Source organism: Actinomycetospora rhizophila, from assembly GCF_042657905.1.
Taxonomy (GTDB): Bacteria; Actinomycetota; Actinomycetes; order Mycobacteriales; family Pseudonocardiaceae; genus Actinomycetospora; species Actinomycetospora rhizophila.
The window spans coordinates 1-19,389 of sequence record NZ_JBHSKG010000015.1; the positions used below are offsets into that span (position 1 = coordinate 1).

Sequence of the window (19,389 nt, forward strand, 5' to 3'; positions counted from 1 at the left end):
CTCGCCACCCCGACGTCCTTGCCGCCCAACGCCGCGAACGCGCCCGCGTCCGCAGCGAACGCCAACAACGCTGGGGGCGTCCCCGAGCCGCCTGAACTCGGTGAACGTTCATGGTCAACGCACTAGCGAGATCACGAGCACCTCCCGCACCCGGCCCTCGCCGTCCGGGTGCACGACGTGCCCGTGATCTCCACTCGCCGCCGACCCGCCTGTGATCAACGGGGACTTCCGGCGCGTAGAAGCAGCGAACAGCGCGTTCGCTGCATCCTGGCCCGGCCCACCTGGCCCACCGCCCCCCGAACGAACGACGCCCTCGCTGCTCCGGGAGCAGCGAGGGCGTCGTCCGTGTCGGCACCTAGCTGTTCATCTGCTTCTGCATCTCCTCGACGACGGTCGGGTCGACGAGCGTGGACGTGTCGCCCAGCTCCTCGCCCTCGGCCAGGTTCTTGAGGAGTCGCCGCATGATCTTCCCCGACCGCGTCTTGGGGAGGTCGCTCGCGAAGATGACCGTGGCCGGGCGGGCCAGCTTCCCGATCGACTGGGCGACCTGCTCGCGCAGGGCCTGCTCCAGCTCCTCGGTGCCCTGCTTGTCGCCCCGCAGCGACACGAAGGCGACGATCGCCTGGCCGGTGTCGTCGTCCTTGCGCGCCGCGACCGCGGCCTCGGCGACGTCGGCGTGCTCGACCAGCGCGCTCTCCACCTCGAAGGTCGAGAGACGGTGACCGGACACGTTGACGACGTCGTCGATGCGGCCCATCAGCTGGATGTCGCCGTCGGCGTCGTACTTCGCGCCGTCACCGGCGAAGTACGCGTCGGAGTACTTCGACCAGTAGGTGTCGCGGAAGCGCTCGTCGTCGTTGTAGAGCGTGCGCATCATGCCCGGCCAGGGCTGGGTGAGCACGAGGTTGCCGGTCTGCTCGACGCCGAGCTGGTTGCCCTCGTCGTCGCGGATCTCCGGCCGCACGCCCGGGAACGGCTGCTGCGCCATGCCGGGCTTCAGGTGGGTGATGCCCGGCAGCGGCGTGATCAGGATGTGCCCGGTCTCGGTCTGCCACCAGGTGTCCATGATCGGTGCCTTGCCGCCGCCGACGTGCTCGCGGTACCACTCCCAGACGTCGGGGTTGATCGGCTCACCGACGCTGCCCAGGATCCTGATCGACGACAGGTCGTGGCCCTGGGCGTGCTGCTCGCCCCACTTCATGTGCGACTTGATGGCGGTCGGCGAGGTGTACAGGATCGTGACCCCGTACTTCTCGACGATCTTCCACCAGACGTCCTTGTCCGGGTAGCCGGGGACGCCCTCGTAGAGCACCGACGTGCAGCCGTTGGCCAGCGGGCCGTAGGTGATGTAGCTGTGCCCGGTGATCCAGCCGATGTCGGCCGCGCACCAGTACACCGAGTCGTCCTTGACGTCGAAGACGAGGTTGTGGGTCGTCGCGACGCCCAGCAGGTAGCCGGCCGTGGTGTGGACGACGCCCTTGGGCTTGCCGGTCGAGCCCGAGGTGTAGAGGAGGAAGAGCAGGTCCTCGGAGTCCATCGGCTCGCACGGGCAGCTCTCGGGGTCGTCCGAGACGTTCGCCGTCAGGTCGTCGAGGTAGATGTCCCGGTCGCCCATCGGGATGTCGGCGCCGCTGCGCTTGACGACGACGACCTTCTCGACGGTGGTCGGCCCGGCGTCGAGGCCCTCGTCGGCGTTCGTCTTCTGCGCGCCGGACTTGCCGCCGCGCATCGCCTCGTCCTGGGTGATCAGGACCTTGCACTCGAGGTCGTTGCAGCGCTCGGCGACGGCCTTGCCGCTGAAGCCGCCGAACACCACGGTGTGGGGCGCGCCGAGCCGGGCGCAGGCGAGCATCGCCACGACCGCCTCGGGGATCATCTGCATGTAGATCCCGACGGGCACGCCCTTGCCGACGCCGAGCTCCTTGAGGCCGTTGGCCATCTTCACGACCTCGCGCTGGAGGTCCGAGAACGTGATGTCCCGGGCCTCCGGCGAGTCGGGGCCCTCGTCGGGCACCACGTGCAGGGCGACCTTGTCACCCTTGCCGCCCTCGACGTGGCGGTCGACGCAGTTGTAGCAGGCGTTGAGCTTCCCACCCACGAACCACTTCGCGTACGGCAGGTTCCAGTCGAGGACCTCGTCGTAGTCCTGGAACCAGTCCAGGCGCGCCTTGGCCTGCTCGTCCCAGAACTCCCGGAGGTCCTGGTCCTTCATCTCCGGCCGCACGTTGGCCGTCTTCGACAGCTCCGGGTCCGGCGGGTAGGTCTTCCCCTCGGTGGCCGTCTGTTCCGACATCCGCGTGTGCCTCCCGGTCGGTCTGCGGGCACCGGCCGGCGCCGGTCGACGCCGTGTGCCCCTGGCTGTGTGCGCAGCGTCATGCACAACCCGCTCCGTGACAACGGTGCGTTCGGAGGGGCCGGGGACAGGGCGGCGAGGACCGTCTGCACCAGCAGTGTGACGATCTGTGCGTGCCCCGACCCGACCACCCGGACGCGGAACGTCGTCATGCGGACGGTGTCGCTGTTCCTCATGCCCGATTGTGGCGTGGCTTACGCACCTCCTTCGTTCACGGCGGCTTCACCGTCGACGGCGTGGCCGACCTGCTCGGTCCGGCCGCCCGGGCGGCGCTGGACCGCGGCGAGACCACCCCCGCGCGCCGGGCGGTCCGCGACGCCGGCGTCGCGGGCACGCTGGTGCGCCTGTTCCTGCTGGGTGACGCGGTCCCGCGCGCCGAGGTCGCGGCCGCCCTCGACCCCGCCGACCTGGACGAGGCCGTCGCCGCCGGGCTGCTGACCGACCGGGACGGGCAGATCCGCGCGGCGCTCGACCTGCGCCCGCACGGGGACGCGGCGATCCCCGACGCGGCGCCGTGGTGGGTGCTGTCGGACCTCGAGGTCGGCCCGGCCACCCGCACCGCCGGCCGCGAGCACGTCCTGGGCACCGGGGCCGCGTCGCTCTCGCTGGCCCGGGCGACGGTGCGGCGCCCGGTGGGGACGCTGCTCGACGTGGGCACGGGGTGCGGGGTGCAGGTCCTGCACTGCTCGGGGCACGCGGAGCACTGCACCGCCACCGACGTCTCCGCGCGGGCGCTGGACATGGCGCGGGTGACGTTCGCGCTGTGCGGGCTCGACGTCGAGGTGCTCGCCGGGCCCTGGCTCGAGCCGGTCGCCGGGCGGCGCTTCGACCAGATCGTCAGCAACCCGCCGTTCGTCCCCGGGCCGCCGCAGGTCGACCACGTCTACCGGGACTCGGGCCTCGGCGGGGACGGCGCGAGCGCGCTGCTCGTCGGCGCCCTGCCCGCCCACCTCACCGAGGGCGGCGTCGCGCAGCTGCTCGCGTCGTGGCTGATCACCTCCGAGGACTGGACCGAGCGCCCCCGCACCTGGCTCGCCGAGGCCGCCCGGTCCGCGGCGCCGGGCGGGCTCGACGCCTGGGTGGTGCAGCGCGACGTCGCCGACCCCGCCCTGCACGTCGGGACGTGGCTGCGCGACGCCGGCGTCGACCCCGCCTCGCCGGAGGGGACGGCGCTGTCGGAACGGTGGCTGGACTTCCTGGCCGCGCAGGGCGTGCACGCGATCGGGTTCGGGTTCGTGACGCTGCGCCGGACCGCGGCCGACGTCGCGGGCACCGTCGTCTGCGAGGACCTGCGCCAGTCCCACGACGACCCCCTGGGCCCGGAGATCGAGGCCTGGCTCGACCGGACGGCCTGGCTCGCGCGGCACCCCGGCGAGGCGCTCCTCGACGCCCGCCTGCGCGTGCCCGACACCGTCGCCCTCGAGCGCGGGCTGGTCGGCACCGACGAGGGGTGGGAGCCGGTCGCCGCGACCCTCGTGCGCCTCGACGGGCCGCAGTGGCGCCACGACGTCGACGAGCTCGGCGTCGCGCTGCTCGCGGGGTGCCGCGGGCACCTCCCGCTGCGCGACCTCGTGGAGCTCCTCGCCGTGGCGCACGGCCGGGACCCCGACGAGCTCGCCGCCGCCGCGCTCCCCGTCGTCCGCGACCTCGTGCACCACGGGATGCTGGTCGCACGTGAGGGGTATGGGTCGCCATGACGACCCATATCACTCACGTGGCGAAGCCATGAGAGCCGTCGTGAGCCGGGTCGCGTGGGCCCGGGTCGTGGTGGGCGACGAGGTGGTCGGGGCGCTCGACGGGCCCGGGCTGCTCGTCCTGCTCGGCGTGCACCGCGACGACGGCGGCGGCGCGCCGGCCACCATGGCCCGCAAGCTCCACGAGCTGCGCATCCTGCGCGACGAGCGCTCGTGCGCCGAGACCGGCGCGGGCCTGCTCGTCGTCAGCCAGTTCACGCTCTACGGGGACACGCGCAAGGGCCGCCGGCCGTCGTGGTCGGCCGCCGCCGCGCCGGACGCCGCCCGCGCGGCCGTGGACGCCGTCGTCGATGCGCTGCGCGGGCGCGGCGCCCCCGTCGCGACCGGGAAGTTCGGGGCGGACATGCGCGTTGAATCAGGTAACGACGGCCCGTTCACGGTGCTCGTCGAAGTCTGAACGCCGAGATCTTCGCTCCCCGCCCCGCGTTGCCCGCGAGTGGCGCCCGCCATGCGTCACGCACGACACAGCGGGCACCCCTGACCGGACGGCCCGGGCGGGAACGAACGCCGATCCCGGCGCGTTCGACCTAGTGACGCGGCGCCACCAGCACCTTCGCGCCGCGCAGGGAGGAAGCAATGACGGCGACACTCGCACCGCAGACCGAGTCCGAGACGGTGTTCCCCTCGGTGCCTGCCGAGAGCGACCTCGACGCCCAGGGCCCTGCGGCGGACCTCGTCCGCGTCTACCTCAACGGTATCGGAAAGACCGCGCTGCTGACCGCCGCCGACGAGGTGGAGCTGGCGAAGCGCATCGAGGCCGGCGTGTACGCAGCGCATCTGCTCGAGGAGTCCGGTCAGGACCTCGAGCCGCAGCGCGCGACCGACCTGCGCGCGGTGGCCCGCGACGGCCGCCGTGCCCGTGCGCACCTGCTCGAGGCCAACCTGCGCCTCGTGGTCTCGCTGGCCAAGCGGTACACCGGACGCGGCATGCCGCTGCTCGACCTGATCCAGGAGGGCAACCTGGGTCTGATCCGGGCCGTGGAGAAGTTCGACTACGCCAAGGGCTTCAAGTTCTCGACCTACGCGACGTGGTGGATCCGCCAAGCCATCACCCGCGGCATGGCCGACCAGGCCCGCACCATCCGCCTGCCCGTCCACCTGGTCGAGCAGGTCAACAAGCTGGCCCGCATCAAGCGCGACCTGCACCAGACCCTCGGCCGCGAGGCCACCAACGAGGAGCTGGCGGAGGAGTCGGGGCTCACGCCGGAGAAGGTCGCCGACCTGCTCGACCACAGCCGCGACCCGGTCAGCCTGGACATGCCGGTCGGCTCCGAGGAGGAGGCCCCGCTCGGGGACTTCATCGAGGACGCCGAGGCCACCGACGCCGAGTCGACGGTCATCTCCGGCCTGCTCCACGACGACATGCGCCGCGTCATCGCGACACTCGACGACCGCGAGCAGAACGTCATCCGGCTGCGCTACGGCCTCGACGACGGCCAGCCGCGCACGCTCGACCAGATCGGGCGCCAGTTCGGGCTCTCCCGCGAGCGGGTGCGCCAGATCGAGCGCGAGGTCATGGTCAAGCTCCGTGACGGCGACCGCGCGCGCCGGCTCAAGGCCTACGCCGCGAGCTGACGGCCACCACCCGCTGGCACGCTGCGTGACCGGATCGGTCCCGCAGCGGGCCACCGGGTCGACGCATTGACGGTGACTCGCCGGTAACGGCAGTCTGAACCGCACGGGCCGGATGTGACCCCACTCACGTGGGGTCACCCGGCCCGGCCAGGACCACGTGACGAGCCGACCCTGCGGCGGCCCGTCGGCGACGGGAGACCGGGACGGTCGGGGGCCGGCCCGGTCTTCCGGCTTTTCTCTCCGACCCGTCTAGGGGACCGCGCCCGTGAGGACCACCGGGCGCTCCCCCAGCGGCGACTCCAGCGTCACCTCCAGCGGCGGGTAGACCAGCTCGCGCGTGCACGGGCCCGGGCCGGTGCTGAACTGCTCCACGCGCAGCACGACACGCTCGGCGCCCTGCTCCACCACGCTCAGTCGCGCGTCGGTACACCCGCCCGCGCGCCCGTACACCCCGACGACCGAGTCGCCGCGCGTCCACACCAGCGTCGGCAGGCCGGCCGGCAGCGCGCCGGCGTCCACCCGCCCGGTCGGCAGGGCCGTCGCGCCGGCCGGGGGTGCCGCGGTCAGCGGGTCGGGATCGGCGGGCACGGGCCGGTTCGACGCCGGCGGGGCGTCGGTCGGGATCGTCGGCGGGACACCCGGCTCCGGCGGCGGCGTGTCCGGCTGCCCGCACCCCGCGGCCAGCAGCACCGCGGCCGCGAGCAGGCCGAGGCGCAGGGTCGTCGGCAGGGTCGTCGGCAGGAGACGGCGGCGGTACGTGTGCGGGCGCATGGTCCGACCGACCGTAGGTGCGCCTCCGGCGCTCGTGCGCACTTTCGCGTGCCCCGGCACACGAAAGTGCTCACGTGCGTGTCAGCGCAACCGGCGCGGGCCCGCGTCACGCGGTCCGGGCGGCGGGCCGAGCACGACCGTGACGCCCGTGGAGTGCGCGCCCCGGTCCGCGGCGAGCACCGGGTCGAGCACCAGCGAGCGGATCTCGGGGATCGCGTCGGCGAGGACGCCGATGCGCAGGACGAGGTCCTCGAGGGCCGGCAGGTCGGCGCGCCGGGCGCCCCGGTAGCCGTCGAGCAGCGGGGCGGCGCGCGGGGCGCGGACCAGCGTCGCGGCGTCCATCGTCGACAGCGGGGTGGCCCGGTAGGCCCGGTCGCCGAGCAGCTCGCCGACGACGCCCGCGAGCCCGAACGAGACCAGCGACCCGAACGACGGGTCGTCGCGGATCTCCACGACGCACGGGATGCCCGGCGGCGTCTGCACCTGGACGTACACCTCGTCGGCGCCGGAGAGCTCGACGAGCTGGTCGTAGGCGCTCGAGATCGCCGAGGACTCGGTGAGCCCCACGTGCACCCCGCGCAGGTCGGTGCGGTGCCGCCAGCGCCGGTCGGCGGTCTTGAGCACGACCGCGCCGCCGAGCTCCCGCGCCACCGCGACCGCCTCGTCGGCGGAGCGGACCCGGCGGAACGGGGCGACGACCACCCCGACGCAGCGCAGGAGCGCGTCGGCCTGCTCGTCGGTGAGCACCGTCCGCGGCCCCGGCGCGATGTCGTCCACGAGCGCCCGCGCGGCGTCGACGTCGACCCCCTCGGGCACGACGAAGTCGCCCACCGGTCGCGAGCGCCACTGCGTGTACCGCACCGCCCGGGACAGCGCGAGCACCGCGCGCTCGGGGTTCGGGTACGACGGGATGCTGCCGCGCCCGGGGCCGCCGTCGTGCCCGTTCGCCACCGTGAGCACCTCGGGCACGCCCTCCGAGGCCAGGAACGTCGACACCACCGGCTTCTCGGCGTCCCGGACCGCGTCGGCCAGCGCGCGGGCGTGGTCGGTCGGGTCGGTGGTGATCGCCGGGACGAAGACGACGACGAGGGCGTCGCACTGGTCGTCGGCCAGCAGGTCGGCGACGGCGGCCCGCAGCTCCTCCGCCCCGGCGGCCGTCCCCAGGTCCACGGGGTCGCGGGTCAGGAAGAGCCCCTGCGCGAGCACGACGTCGGCGGCGAGGATGCCGAGCGCGGTCGAGTTGCCGACGATCCCGATCCGCGGGCCCGGCGGCAGCGGCTGGTGGGCCAGCAGCTGGGCGGCGTCGAAGAGCTCGTCCACCGAGTCGACGCGGATGACGCCGGACTGGTCGAACACCGCGGCGACGGCGGCCTCGTCGATGGGCTGCGCGCTGCCCGCGAGGCCCGGGGCGACCGCGACGTGGCGGCCGCTCTTCACCGCGATGACGGGCTTGCGCCGGGCGAGGCGCCGCGCGACGCGGGCGAACTTGCGCGGGTTGCCGAAGGACTCGAGGTAGAGCAGGACGACGTCGGTGTCGGGGTCGGTGTCCCAGTACTGCATGAGGTCGTTGCCCGACAGGTCGGCGCGGTTGCCGGCCGAGACGAACGACGAGAGCCCGAGGCGGCGCTCGGCGGCGGCGGCGAGGATCTGGATGCCCAGCGCGCCGGACTGGCAGAAGAAGCCGACCCGGCCCGGCGGCGGCAGGTGCGGCGCCAGCGAGGCGTTGAGCGACACCTTCGCGTCCAGGTTGATGACGCCCAGCGCGCTCGGCCCCACCACGCGCATCCCGTTCGCCCGGGCGTCGGTGACCAGCTCGCGCTGGGCGGCGAGCCCGGTGGGGCCCGTCTCGCCGAAGCCCGAGGTGATGACGACCAGGGCGCGCACGCCCTTCGACAGGCAGGCGTCGAACACCCCGGGCACCTCGTCGGGCGGCACCGCGAGCACGGCGAGGTCGACGTCGTCGGGGATGTCGGTGACCGACGGGTACGCGCGCACGCCGCGCACCGAGCGCGCCTCGGGGTGCACCGGGTAGACGGGGCCGGTGAACCCGCCGCGCAGCAGGTTCGCGAACACCACGTGGCCGATCTTGGTGCGGTCCGGCGAGGCGCCGACGACGGCCACCGACCGCGGGGTGAGCACGTTGGACACGCTGCGGGCCTCGGCGCGCTGCTCGCGGGAGAGCTGCACCTCGCGGGAGCGCGTCGTCGAGGCGACGTCGAACTCGAGGTGCAGCGTCGAGCCCTCGAGCGCCCGGCTGACCTCGAACCCGGCCTCGCGGAACACCCGCACCATCTGGTGGTTCTCGGTGAGCACCTCGGCGACGAACCGCGTCAGCCCGCACTCGCGGGCGGCCGCCGCCAGGTGCTCGAGCAGGATCGAGCCGAGCCCCCGGCCCTGGTGGTCGTCGCGCACGACGAACGCGACCTCGGCGGCCGGCGTCTCCGCGAGCCGCACGTAGCGCCCGATGGCGATGATCTCCCGGCCGAGCCAGAGGACCAGGGCGACCCGGTCGTGGTGGTCGACCTCGACGAAGTTCTTGAGGTCGCGCTCGGGGATCTGCGGGTAGGGGCTGAAGTACCGGAAGTAGCGGGTCCGGTCCGAGAGCTGCCCGTGGAACGCGACCACGGCGTCGGCGTCGTCGGCGGAGATGGGGCGCAGGTGGGCGGTCGCCCCGTCGGAGGCGACGACGTCGGCCTCCCAGTGGGCGGGGTAGGGCGCGTCGGGGACCGCCCGGACCTCGGCGGTGACGGCGTCGGGATCCGTCTCGGTCATCCTCGCCCTCGCGGAGTCAGGGGCTGCCGGCGTCAATCGCGGGTGTCCTGGGGGTCGAGACCGTGCAGCGGGTAGACCGCGCGCCGGGTCTCGAGCAGGAAGGGGTCGACCTCGACCTCGGTGAACCCGCCCCAGGGCTCCCAGTCGGTCGGGGCGTCCTCGGTCATCGAGGTCGGCAGCGGCCGGCGGGTCTTCTGCGTGGCGTAGGACGTCCAGTCGGCCGGGATGGTGCGGTGCGGGTCGACGTCGCGGTCGAGCACCGTGGCCAGCAGGTGCGTCCACGAGCGCGGCACCGCCCGGAAGAGGCCGTAGCCACCGCCGCCGAGGGCCAGCCACTTGCCGTCGCTGTGCTCGGCGGCGAGCGCCCGCAGGCTCCGGTAGATCGCGCGGTGCCCGTCGACGGTCAGCGAGAGCTCGGCCAGCGGGTCCTCGTGGTGGGTGTCCACGCCGCACTGGGTGACCAGGATCTGCGGCCGGAACGAGCGCAGCAGCCCGGGGACCACCGCGTGGAACGCGCGCAGCCACCCGGCGTCGCGGGTGCCCGGCGGGAGCGCGAGGTTCACCGCACTGCCCGACGCGCTGCCGCGGCCCAGCTCGGAGGCGAAGCCGGTGCCCGGCCACAGGGTGCGCGGATGCTGGTGCATCGAGATCGTCAGCACCCGGTCGTCGTTGTAGAACGCGGCCTGCACGCCGTCCCCGTGGTGGACGTCGGTGTCGATGTAGCAGATGCGCTCGTAGCCGTGGTCGAGCAACCACGAGATCGCGACGGCGCAGTCGTTGTAGACGCAGAAGCCCCAGGCGTGGTCGGCCATCGCGTGGTGCAGGCCGCCCGCGATGTTCACGGCGCGGTCGGCGCGGCCCTCGGCGATCTCGCGGGCCGCGGCGATCGAGCCGCCGCACACCAGCGCGCTCGCCTCGTGCATGCCCTCGAAGATCGGGTTGTCGGTGGTGCCGAGCTGGTGGGCCGGGTCCTCACCGGTGCTCGGGGCCCGGCGCACGGCGTCGAGGTAGGACGCGACGTGGATCCGCTGGACCTCCTCGTCCGGCGCGGGCGAGGGCACCAGCGGCTCGATCCCCTCGAGCACGCCGAGGGAGGTGGCGAGCCGCATCGTGAGGTCGAGACGCACCGGGTGCAGCGGGTGGTCCTCCGAGAGCTTGTAGCCCAGGAGGCCCTCGTCCCACACCACGGAGACGCGGGACGGGTCCACGGTCGGCGCACCGGAGCTGGTCACGCCCGGACCCTACCGACCTACCCGGTCCCCTCGCCCTTCTCCATGGTCGAGCTACCGCTCCCCTCTCGGCGTGCTCCCCTCATTCCCCGTCTCCCGTCTCGACCGGGCGCCCGGTCCCGCACCAGTGCGACCAGCTGCCGACGTAGAGCCCGGCGGGGTCGTCGGGCGGGCGCAGGCCGGCGTGCTCGAGGCCGAGCACGAGCATGGCGGCGCTCACCCCGGACCCGCAGTAGGCCCCGACCGCCCCGGCGTCCTCGACGAGCGGGCGCAGGAGCGCGGCGGCGTCGTCGGGGGCGCGCCAGTGGCCGTCGGCGACCAGCGACGCGGCGGGCAGGTTGGCCGCGCCCGGGACGTGCCCGGCGATCGGGTCGAGCGGCTCGGTCTCGCCGCGGAAGCGCTCGGCGGCGCGGCCGTCGAGCAGGACGCCCTGCTCCCCCGCGGCCACGTCGGCGGCGTCCTGCGCGGTGAGCACCGGCATCGAGCCGGCCGTGAGCCGCAGGTCGCCGGGCCGGCGCACGCCGCCGGAGGTCGTCGAGACCTCGCCGCCGGCCTCGACCCACGCGGGCCAGCCGCCGTCGAGCACGGCGACCCGGGCGGGGTCCAGACCGGCCCACCGCAGCACCCACCAAGCCCGCGCCGAGGCCATCCCGTCGCCGCCGTCGTAGAGGACGATCTCGGAGTCGGCGTCCGCCCCGGCGCGCTGCACGGTCTCCTCGAGCACGTCGGGGTCGGGCAGCGGGTGGCGGCCCGCGGGCCCGGGCGGGCCGGCGAGCTCGGTGTCGAGGTCGACGTACACCGCTCCCGGGATGTGGCCGGCGTCGTGCTCGACGAGCCCCGGCGGGTCCTCGCGCGCGGCGGCCTTGCGCTCCTTGGCCGTGCGGGGCGGCGGGCGCAGCGTCCAGCGGACGTCGAGCACGACGGGACGCCCCTCGGGGCGCTGCAGCGCGTCGCGCAGCCAGCCGACGGACACGACGGGCGTGGGCAGGGGACCCGGCGAGGTGGCCATGGGACGATCGTGCCCTGCCCCACGGGATGACCGCCGCCCGGTGTCCGGCGCCGTCGGTACCATGGGCGTACAGAAAGGGGTGGACATGAACGACCTCATCGACACCACCGAGATGTACCTCCGGACGATCTACGAGCTCGAGGAGGAAGGGGTCGTCCCCCTCCGAGCCCGCATCGCGGAACGTCTGGAGCAGAGCGGGCCGACCGTGAGCCAGACCGTGGCGCGCATGGAGCGCGACGGTCTCGTCCACGTGGCCGGCGACCGCCATCTCGAGCTCACCCCCGCCGGGCGCGCCAAGGCCGTCGCCGTCATGCGCAAGCACCGCCTCGCCGAGCTGCTGCTCGTCAACGTCATCGGCCTCGAGTGGGAGCACGTCCACGTCGAGGCGTGCCGCTGGGAGCACGTCATGAGCGACGCGGTCGAGCGCAAGCTCTTCACGCTGCTCGGCGAGCCGTCGGTGTCGCCCTACGGCAACCCGATCCCCGGGCTCGAGTCGCTGCGCAGCGGCGCCGACATCGACGGCGAGATCACCGCCCCCCAGCGCACCCCCACGCCCGACGAGGCCGGCCTCGTGCGCCTCGACGAGTTCGCGCGCAGCGGCGGCGGCAAGGTCGAGGTGCGTCGCATCGCCGAGCACATCCAGCTCAACGAGCCGCTCATGGCCCACCTCAAGTCCGCCGGCGTCCTGCCCGGCAGCGACGTCGACGTCATCGCCATCCCCCGCTTCGGCGACGCCGTGGGCGTCGGGCACAAGGGCGCGCGCTCGGAGGTCGACCCCCTCGTCGCCCACGCCGTGCTGGTCCGCGCCCAGTAACGGGCGCACCCCGCCCCGCACCGGGGCCGGCCGGACCCGCCCGGCACACTGGCGCGCATGACGTTGGTGGTCACGGGCGGGGCGGGCTACGTCGGCAGTGTCTGCGCGCAGCACCTGCTCGACGCCGGACAGGACGTGGTGGTGGTCGACGACCTGTCCACCGGGCACCGCGACGCCGTGCCGGACGGGGCGCGCCTCGTGGTGGGCGACGTCGCCGAGGTCGCCGACGAGGTCCTCGGCGCCGGGGACGTCGACGGCGTGATCCACTGCGCGGCCCGCTCGCTGGTCGGCGAATCGGCCGCGGAGCCCGCGAAGTACTGGCACGGCAACGTCGTCACCACCATCCGGCTGCTCGACGCCCTGCGCCACCACGGCGTGCCGCGCCTGGTGTTCTCGTCGACCGCGGCGACCTACGGCGAGCCGGAGTCGTCGCCGATCACCGAGGACGCGCCGACCCGGCCCACCAACACCTACGGCGCCACGAAGCTCGCCGTCGACCACGCCATCGGCACCTACGCCGCGGCGTCCGGCGGCGCCTTCCGCGCGGTGAGCCTGCGCTACTTCAACGTCGCCGGGGCCCACGCCGGCGCCGGGGACGGCGCCGCCCTGGGCGAGCGGCACGCCGTCGAGACCCACCTCATCCCGCTCGTGCTCCAGGTCGCCCTGGGGCAGCGCGACGAGATCGCGGTGTTCGGCGACGACTGGCCCACCGCCGACGGCACCTGCGTGCGCGACTACATCCACGTCGACGACCTCGCCGAGGCCCACCTCCTCGCGCTCGACCTGCTCGCCGGGAGCGACACCCCCGAGGGCGGCCACCTCGTCTGCAACCTCGGCAACGGCACCGGGTTCTCCGTGCTCGAGGTGATCGAGGCGTGCCGGCGGGTCACCGGACACCCGATCCCGGCGCGCGTGGCGCCGCGGCGCACCGGCGACCCGGGAGTGCTCGTCGCCTCCTCCGCGCGCGCCCGCGACGAGCTGGGCTGGAAGCCCACCCACACCGACCTCGACGGCATCGTCGCGGACGCCTGGGCCTTCGCCCGATCCCTGGCAGCCCGATCCCCGGCAGCCCGATCCCGCGCCTGAGCCCTCACCCCGCCCGCCCCCGCAGGTGCGCGAGCGACTCGGCGCTCGCCTCGCGGAAGGCCGACCGCATCGCCTCCGGGCCCGCGCCCGCGGCGAGGAGCGTCGCGACCAGACCGGCGAGACGGTGCCCGGGGTCGGCCCGTCGGGCGCGCTCCAGCGCGATCCCGACCAGCCCCGAGCCGCCCCGCGCCAGCTGCGCGCAGGCGAGCAGCACCGCGGGGTCGGCGACCTCCGGCGCCGGCAGCGCCCGCACCAGCACCGTCCACAGCGCCTCGGCGGCCGCCGCGACGCCCTCGCCGCGGTCGAGCGCCCAGCCGACGGCGACGTCGCGGACCGCCGGGTCGCCCAGCGCCACGGCGACGCGCGCGATCTCGGTGTCGGTGAGCACCCGCCCGGCCGCCACCTCGTCGCGCGCCGCGGCGACGGCGGCGAGGTCGCGCCGCGCGGCCGCCGGCCCGCCCAGCTCGCGGTCGAGGACCGCGGCCTCCCGCTCGGCGTGCAGCAGCCCGGCGAGCCGCGGGCGCCGCGGGCCCGGGGCGAGCGAGGCCTCCAGCTCCGCCCGCGAGCCGTAGGTGACCCGGCCCAGCCACGCCGCCGCGGCCGCCACCGGCGAGTCGTCGGTCGGCCCGACCGTGCCCCGGCAGTCGCACGGCGGGTAGCAGCGCCAGCCCGCTCCCCCGGCGATGCGCGGGACCCAGAGCCGCGTCGGGACCCCGATGCCGTGGCCGGCGAACGCCGCGCGCGCGGCGTCGGCGACGTCCTGGCGCGGCGGGTCGCCGGTGGCGGCCGGACCCCCGACCACGATGGCCTGCACCTCCGGCGGCCCGGTCGCCGCGACGCGCGCGGCGCACCCCCCGACCACCGCGTCGACGTCGTCCGGCAGCGGGAGGTCGGCGCGCGCGACGACGCCGAGACGACGGTCGCGACCGGTGCCGTGGACGGCGACGAGGACGAGCGAGTCGTCGGGACGGAACCCCAGCAGGTGGGGCACGGCGGCCACGAGCTCGCCGGGATCGTGCAGTCGGAGGTGGAGGAGCGGGGGTCGGGGTTCGGTGCTCACACGGGATCGGACGCAGCGCCGGTTCCCCCGGATCCGGCGGATTCCGCGCCTGTGGACAACTCCGCCCGCGAGTGTTCGCTTGCCGGGCCGGGCGGCGACGGCGAGGGTGAGCACGTGCACCCGGTGGATCCACCCGCTGAGCCCTCGACCGCTACCGATCCCGTCGCGCAGCCACGCCGCGACTACGACCTCGTGGTCATCGGCTCCGGGCCCGGCGGCCAGAAGGCGGCGATCGCGGCGGCCAAGCTCGGCAGGCGCGTCGCGGTCGTCGAGCGCCGCGGCATGATCGGCGGCGTCTGCACCCAGACCGGCACGATCCCGTCGAAGACGCTGCGCGAGGCCGTCCTCTACCTCACCGGCTACGCCATGCGCGGGCTCTACGGCGAGAGCTACCGCGTCAAGCAGGACATCACGGTCCAGGACCTGCTCGCCCGCACCCACTTCGTCATCGGCCGCGAGGAGGAGGTGATCCGGGCGCAGCTGCAGCGCAACCGGGTCGACCTGCTCGCCGGCGCCGCGCGGTTCGTCGACGACCACGCCGTCGAGGTCATCGGCGAGCGCCGCGGCGAGCACCAGGTCGTCACCGCCGACCGCATCGTCATCGCCACCGGCACCCGCCCGGCACGCCCGCCCCAGGTCGAGTTCGACGACCGCCGCGTCCTCGACTCCGACGGCATCCTGACCATGGAGCACATCCCGTCGAGCATGGTCGTCGTCGGCGCGGGCGTGATCGGCATCGAGTACGCCTCGATGTTCGCCGCGCTCGGCACGCGCGTCACGGTCGTCGAGCGGCGCCCGCAGATGCTCGACTTCTGCGACGCCGAGGTCGTCGAGTCGCTGAAGTTCCACCTGCGCGACCTCGCGGTCACCTTCCGCTTCGGCGAGGAGGTCTCGGGGGTCTCGGTGTCCGAGCGCGGCACGGTCACCACGCTCGTCTCCGGCAAGAAGATCCCCGCCGAGACGGTGATGTACTCGGCCGGGCGCCAGGGCGTCACCGACGAGCTCCAGGTGGAGCGCGCCGGGCTCGAGACCGACGGCCGCGGACGCATCAAGGTCGACGACCACTTCCGCACCGCCGTGCCCCACATCTACGCCGTCGGCGACGTCATCGGCTTCCCGGCGCTCGCCGCGACCTCGATGGAGCAGGGCCGCCAGGCCGCGTACCACGCGTTCGACGAGCCCGCGCACTCCATGGCCGAGGTGTCGCCGTACGGGATCTACACGATCCCCGAGGTCAGCTACTGCGGGGCGACCGAGGCCGAGCTGACCGAGAAGGCGATCCCCTACGAGGTGGGGATCTCGCGCTACCGCGAGCTCGCGCGCGGCCAGATCGTCGGCGACGACTACGGCATGCTCAAGCTGCTGGTCTCGCCCGAGGACCACGCGCTGCTCGGGGTGCACGTCTTCGGCACCTCGGCCACCGAGCTGGTGCACATCGGCCAGGCGATCATGGGGTGCGGCGGGACCGTCGACTACCTCGTCGACGCCGTCCTGAACTACCCCACGCTGTCCGAGGCCTACAAGGTCGCCGCCCTCGACGCCACGAACAAGATCCGTGCCCTCGAACAGTTCGCCTGACCCCGGGTGGGCGCGCGCCTCGTTCACCCTGCCCCGCGCGCCCGACGGCTCCGACGCCGTCTACCTCGCCGGCAACTCGCTGGGCGCGCAGCCGCACGCCGCGCGGGAGGCGCTGCTGTCCGCGGTCGACGAGCAGTGGGCGGCGGTCGGCGTCGCGGGCTGGGAGGACTGCGGCTGGTGGGCGACCCCGCAGCGTCTCGGCGACCGGGTGGGCGCGCTCGTCGGGGCGGCGCCGGGCCAGGTCGTCGTCGGCGACTCGACGTCGGTGCAGCTCTTCGGCGCGCTGATCGCGGCCGCGCGGCTGCGTCCGGGTCGGCACGTGCTGCTCAGCGACGGCGGCCACTTCCCCACCGACCGCTACCTCGCCGCCTCCGTCGCCCGCCTCACCGGGCTGGAGCTCGTCACCGCGTCCCCCGACGCGATGGCGCCGGACGCCGGCACCGCGGTGGTGGCCGTCCCCGCCGTCGACTTCCGCACCGGCGAGCGCTGGGACCTCGACGCGATCGTCGGTCGGGCGCACGAGGCCGGTGCGGTGGTGCTCGTCGACCTCTCGCACGCGGTGGGCGTCATGCCCGTGGAGCTCGACGCGCTCGCCGTCGACCTCGCCGTCGGCTGCACGTACAAGTACCTCAACGGGGGCCCGGGCGCGCCGGCGTTCGCCTACGTCGCGGCGCGCCACCACGAGGTCCTCGACCCGCCGCTGACCGGCTGGACCGGGCACGCCGACCCGTTCGCGATGACCGAGGCGTGGACACCGGCGCCGGGGGTGGGGCGCCTGCGCGTCGGGACGCCGCCGATGCTCTCGATGCTCGCGCTCGACGGGGCGCTGGGCGTGTTCGACGACCCCGATAGCCCCGACATCGCCGGGGTCCGCGCGGCGTCGCTGGCGCTCGGGGACGCCTTCCTCGCGGCGCTGCCACCGCGGGTCGACGTCGTCACCCCGCGGGAGCACGAGCGCCGCGGCGGGCACATCGCGGTCCGGGTGCGCGACGCCGACGGGCTCTGCGCGGCCCTGGCCCGGCGCGGCGTCGTCGTCGACGCGCGCCCGCCGGACCTGCTGCGCTTCGGGTTCGCGGCGCCGTACGTGACCCTCGACGACGCCCGCACCGCGGCCCGGGAGCTCGCCGCCCTGCTCTGAAGCCCCGCCCCGGAAAGCAACGAACGCGCCGTTCGCTGCGGTAGAGGCAGCGAACGGCGCGTTCGTGTCGTGCGGGATCGGCCGGGGCCGGGCGGCTCAGCTCCCGGTCGGGAAGCGCAGGTTGGCGCCGACGCCGTCCTGGAGCTCGGCGCCCCCGCCGAGGACCTGCACGTCGCCGCCGAGGGCGCCGACGGCCCGCAGCAGGACCTGCTCGGCCGGGCGGGCGACGGGCTCGGTGTCCGACATCTCCTCGAGGTTCGCCGGGTCCGTCGAGATCTGCTCGGGCGACGAGCCGACGTAGAGCTCCCCGGGGATCTCCTGGCCGTCGACCAGCAGCAGCGTGTCGACCGCGCCGGTGCGGGCGGCCTCGAGGACCGGCTCGAGGCCCTCGACGGCGTTCGCGTGGCCCTTGCCCTCCTCGAAGCGCTGGCGCACGCGGGTCTCGCGCTCGGTGGCGACGACGCCGGCCGCCGTGAGCATCGCGTCCTCGAGCGCGTCCTCCGACGCGCCCGCGGCGCGGCTGCCGGCCTCGATCTCGCGGGTGATCTCGGCGAGGTCGCCGGGCAGCTCGTTGCGGACCGAGGAGCGGCCCTGGACCTCGCCGGCCAGGACGATGACCTCGGGGCGGAACTGCTTGACCGTGCTGCGGATGCCCTTGACCACCTCGTCGGCGTTCTCGTACGAGGCCATCTCGTGGCGGTTCTGCCGCGTCCGGTTGCCGACGCCGCCGCCACGGGCCTTGTGCACCATCTCGATGGCCTGGCCCTTGATGGTCTCCTCGTCGAGCTCGCGGGCGCCCTCGCTGTTGTCGGCGATCACCTGGTACAGGTCGCCGCCGGTCTGGTCGACCACGGCGAGCAGCACGCGGACCGATCCGGACTGGCTGCGGTAGTACCGGCCGAGCTCGGGCAGCGGCGACCAGACGGCGATGTCGCCGGCCGCGTCGACGGCCTCGACCTCGTCGTCGAAGAGCACGCCGTCGGCGGACGCCACCAGGACGCGGCCGACGCCGGTGATCGAGCCGGAGCGCTCGCCGCCGAGCTCGTCGTCGAGCGCCGCGAGCGTCTTGTCGTCCGCGCCGGCCTCCTTGAGCTGCTTCTGCAGGTCGCGCCACCGCAGCTCGACCTGCTTCGCCGAGTTCTCCCCGGCCTGCACGGCCTCCAGGTAGACCGTCGCGAACGGGCCCGGCCGCTCGAAGATCTCTCGGGTGCGCGACAGGTCCATCCGGTGTTCCTCCTCTGATCCCGCGAGGGTCGCGGGGTCGGTTCTCTCGGTGTCCCCCGCCTACCCGAACACCCCGTTGCACATGCGTCCCCGCCCCGAGTGCGGTAAGCCGTGCGACGTGCGGGAGATAGCGGTCGACGAGATGGCCGACACCGTCCGGCGGTTGTGCGTCGAGGCGAACCACGAGCTCCGCGGCGACCACGTCGAGGCGCTGCGCCGGGCGCGGGAGGACGAGCGGTCCCCGATCGGGCAGGAGGTGCTCGACCGGCTGCTCGCGAACGCCGAGGTCTCGGCGCGCGAGCGCATCGCGTTCTGCCAGGACACCGGCTACGCCGTGTGCTTCCTCGAGATCGGGCAGGACGTGCACTTCACCGGCGGCTCGCTGGCCGCGGCCCTCGACCGCGGCGTGGCCGAGGGCTACCGCGAGGGCTACCTGCGCGCGTCGCTGGTGCGCTCGCCGGTCGACCGCGTGAACACGGGCGACAACACCCCGGCGATGGTCCACTACGACCTCGTCGAGGGCGACGGCGTCCGGCTGACCCTGCTGGTCAAGGGGGCGGGCTGCGACAACATGTCGGCGCTGCGGATGCTCACCCCCGCCGCGGGGGTCGAGGGGATGCGGCGCTTCGTCGTCGAGACGATCGAGGCGGCGGGGCCGAGCGCGTCGCCGCCGGTGACCGTCGGGATCGGGATGGGCGGCACGTTCGACCGCGCCGCGGTGCTCGCCAAGAAGGCGCTGACCCGCGAGCCCACCGGATCGCCGTCTCCGGAGCCGAAACTGGCGGAGCTGGAGGCCGAGCTGGTCGAGGCGATCAACGCGACGGGCATCGGGCCGGCGGGCTTCGGGGGCACGGTGACGACGGTGGCCGTGCACGTCGAGGCCTACCCGACGCACATCGCGGCCTTCCCCGTCGCGATCAACCTCGACTGCCACTCCCACCGTGTGCGGACGGTGACCTTGTGAGCGACTCCCCCCATGTCAGCGGCGGCGCGTCGCTGACACCCAGTGTCCGTAACCCCACGCGC

General features: G+C 74.5%; 15 protein-coding genes. 8 read left to right on the forward strand and 7 right to left on the reverse strand.

All coding sequences use genetic code 11. The features are described 5' to 3' along the window. Window positions 1–355: 355 nt before the first annotated feature. A complete protein-coding gene (gene acs / locus ACFPK1_RS23620; protein WP_378023404.1) occupies window positions 356–2,293 on the reverse strand; it encodes an acetate--CoA ligase in 1,938 nt (645 codons plus the stop codon). Window positions 2,294–2,535: 242 nt separating this feature from the next. On the opposite strand from acs, the gene ACFPK1_RS23625 reads away from it, so the two are divergent. From ACFPK1_RS23625 to ACFPK1_RS23635, 3 genes are all read left to right on the forward strand, one after another. Further along, entirely contained in the window at window positions 2,536–4,050 is a 1,515-nt protein-coding gene (locus ACFPK1_RS23625) for a DUF7782 domain-containing protein (RefSeq protein ID WP_465252228.1), read from the forward strand. Between the two features lie 28 nt (window positions 4,051–4,078). Further along, complete coding sequence (gene dtd / locus ACFPK1_RS23630; RefSeq protein ID WP_378023406.1) at window positions 4,079–4,504, forward strand: D-aminoacyl-tRNA deacylase; 426 nt, start codon at window positions 4,079–4,081, stop codon at window positions 4,502–4,504. A gap of 179 nt (window positions 4,505–4,683) precedes the next feature. Then, entirely contained in the window at window positions 4,684–5,682 is a 999-nt protein-coding gene (locus ACFPK1_RS23635; RefSeq protein ID WP_378023407.1) for a sigma-70 family RNA polymerase sigma factor, read from the forward strand. A gap of 249 nt (window positions 5,683–5,931) precedes the next feature. On the opposite strand, the gene ACFPK1_RS23640 is transcribed toward ACFPK1_RS23635, so the two are convergent. The 4 genes from ACFPK1_RS23640 to ACFPK1_RS23655 all read right to left on the reverse strand — a co-directional run bounded on the left by ACFPK1_RS23640 (window position 5,932) and on the right by ACFPK1_RS23655 (window position 11,463). Beyond that, window positions 5,932–6,453, reverse strand: coding sequence for a hypothetical protein (locus ACFPK1_RS23640; RefSeq protein ID WP_378023408.1), 522 nt, complete (start codon window positions 6,451–6,453; stop codon window positions 5,932–5,934). A gap of 81 nt (window positions 6,454–6,534) precedes the next feature. Next, a complete protein-coding gene (locus ACFPK1_RS23645) occupies window positions 6,535–9,225 on the reverse strand; it encodes a bifunctional acetate--CoA ligase family protein/GNAT family N-acetyltransferase (protein WP_378023409.1) in 2,691 nt (896 codons plus the stop codon). A gap of 32 nt (window positions 9,226–9,257) precedes the next feature. Continuing rightward, a complete protein-coding gene (locus ACFPK1_RS23650) occupies window positions 9,258–10,457 on the reverse strand; it encodes an acetoin utilization protein AcuC (protein ID WP_378023410.1) in 1,200 nt (399 codons plus the stop codon). Window positions 10,458–10,536: 79 nt separating this feature from the next. Beyond that, the gene (locus ACFPK1_RS23655; RefSeq protein ID WP_378023411.1) at window positions 10,537–11,463 is read right to left on the reverse strand and encodes a sulfurtransferase; all 927 of its coding nucleotides are present in this window, start codon (window positions 11,461–11,463) and stop codon (window positions 10,537–10,539) included. A gap of 85 nt (window positions 11,464–11,548) precedes the next feature. Between ACFPK1_RS23655 and ACFPK1_RS23660 the strand changes: the two genes are divergently transcribed. Beyond that, window positions 11,549–12,277, forward strand: coding sequence for a metal-dependent transcriptional regulator (locus tag ACFPK1_RS23660; protein ID WP_274279391.1), 729 nt, complete (start codon window positions 11,549–11,551; stop codon window positions 12,275–12,277). A gap of 57 nt (window positions 12,278–12,334) precedes the next feature. Next, window positions 12,335–13,363, forward strand: coding sequence for a UDP-glucose 4-epimerase GalE (gene galE, locus ACFPK1_RS23665; RefSeq protein ID WP_378023412.1), 1,029 nt, complete (start codon window positions 12,335–12,337; stop codon window positions 13,361–13,363). A gap of 4 nt (window positions 13,364–13,367) precedes the next feature. Here galE and ACFPK1_RS23670 read toward each other — a convergent pair whose 3' ends face one another. Then, window positions 13,368–14,363: a DUF4192 domain-containing protein gene (locus ACFPK1_RS23670; RefSeq protein ID WP_378023413.1), complete on the reverse strand. Its 996-nt coding sequence runs from the start codon at window positions 14,361–14,363 to the stop codon at window positions 13,368–13,370. A gap of 183 nt (window positions 14,364–14,546) precedes the next feature. On the opposite strand from ACFPK1_RS23670, the gene sthA reads away from it, so the two are divergent. Continuing rightward, window positions 14,547–16,001 carry a Si-specific NAD(P)(+) transhydrogenase gene (sthA, locus tag ACFPK1_RS23675; RefSeq protein ID WP_378023414.1) on the forward strand — a complete coding sequence of 485 codons (1,455 nt, stop codon included), beginning with the start codon at window positions 14,547–14,549 and terminating at the stop codon, window positions 15,999–16,001. After that, entirely contained in the window at window positions 15,979–17,139 is a 1,161-nt protein-coding gene (locus ACFPK1_RS23680) for an aminotransferase class V-fold PLP-dependent enzyme (protein ID WP_378023415.1), read from the forward strand. The genes sthA and ACFPK1_RS23680 overlap by 23 nt, the downstream gene beginning before the upstream one ends. Window positions 17,140–17,235: 96 nt before the next feature. Here the strand turns inward: ACFPK1_RS23680 and ACFPK1_RS23685 are convergent, their stop codons facing one another. Next, entirely contained in the window at window positions 17,236–18,363 is a 1,128-nt protein-coding gene (locus ACFPK1_RS23685; RefSeq protein WP_378023416.1) for a baeRF2 domain-containing protein, read from the reverse strand. A gap of 82 nt (window positions 18,364–18,445) precedes the next feature. Here ACFPK1_RS23685 and ACFPK1_RS23690 point away from each other — a divergent pair, with 82 nt between their 5' ends. Then, window positions 18,446–19,327: a fumarate hydratase gene (locus ACFPK1_RS23690; RefSeq protein WP_378023417.1), complete on the forward strand. Its 882-nt coding sequence runs from the start codon at window positions 18,446–18,448 to the stop codon at window positions 19,325–19,327. Window positions 19,328–19,389 lie beyond the last annotated feature (62 nt).

Bases quoted from the DNA above. Each gene is read 5' to 3' on its own strand.
- acs (WP_378023404.1), bottom strand. From the start codon at position 2,293: ATGTCGGAACAGACGGCCACCGAGGGGAAGACCTACCCGCCGGACCCG.
- dtd (WP_378023406.1), top strand. From the start codon at position 4,079: ATGAGAGCCGTCGTGAGCCGGGTCGCGTGGGCCCGGGTCGTGGTGGGC.
- ACFPK1_RS23635 (WP_378023407.1), top strand. From the start codon at position 4,684: ATGACGGCGACACTCGCACCGCAGACCGAGTCCGAGACGGTGTTCCCC.
- ACFPK1_RS23640 (WP_378023408.1), bottom strand. From the start codon at position 6,453: ATGCGCCCGCACACGTACCGCCGCCGTCTCCTGCCGACGACCCTGCCG.
- ACFPK1_RS23645 (WP_378023409.1), bottom strand. From the start codon at position 9,225: ATGACCGAGACGGATCCCGACGCCGTCACCGCCGAGGTCCGGGCGGTC.
- ACFPK1_RS23655 (WP_378023411.1), bottom strand. From the start codon at position 11,463: ATGGCCACCTCGCCGGGTCCCCTGCCCACGCCCGTCGTGTCCGTCGGC.
- ACFPK1_RS23660 (WP_274279391.1), top strand. From the start codon at position 11,549: ATGAACGACCTCATCGACACCACCGAGATGTACCTCCGGACGATCTAC.
- galE (WP_378023412.1), top strand. From the start codon at position 12,335: ATGACGTTGGTGGTCACGGGCGGGGCGGGCTACGTCGGCAGTGTCTGC.
- ACFPK1_RS23685 (WP_378023416.1), bottom strand. From the start codon at position 18,363: ATGGACCTGTCGCGCACCCGAGAGATCTTCGAGCGGCCGGGCCCGTTC.
- ACFPK1_RS23690 (WP_378023417.1), top strand. From the start codon at position 18,446: ATGCGTCCCCGCCCCGAGTGCGGTAAGCCGTGCGACGTGCGGGAGATA.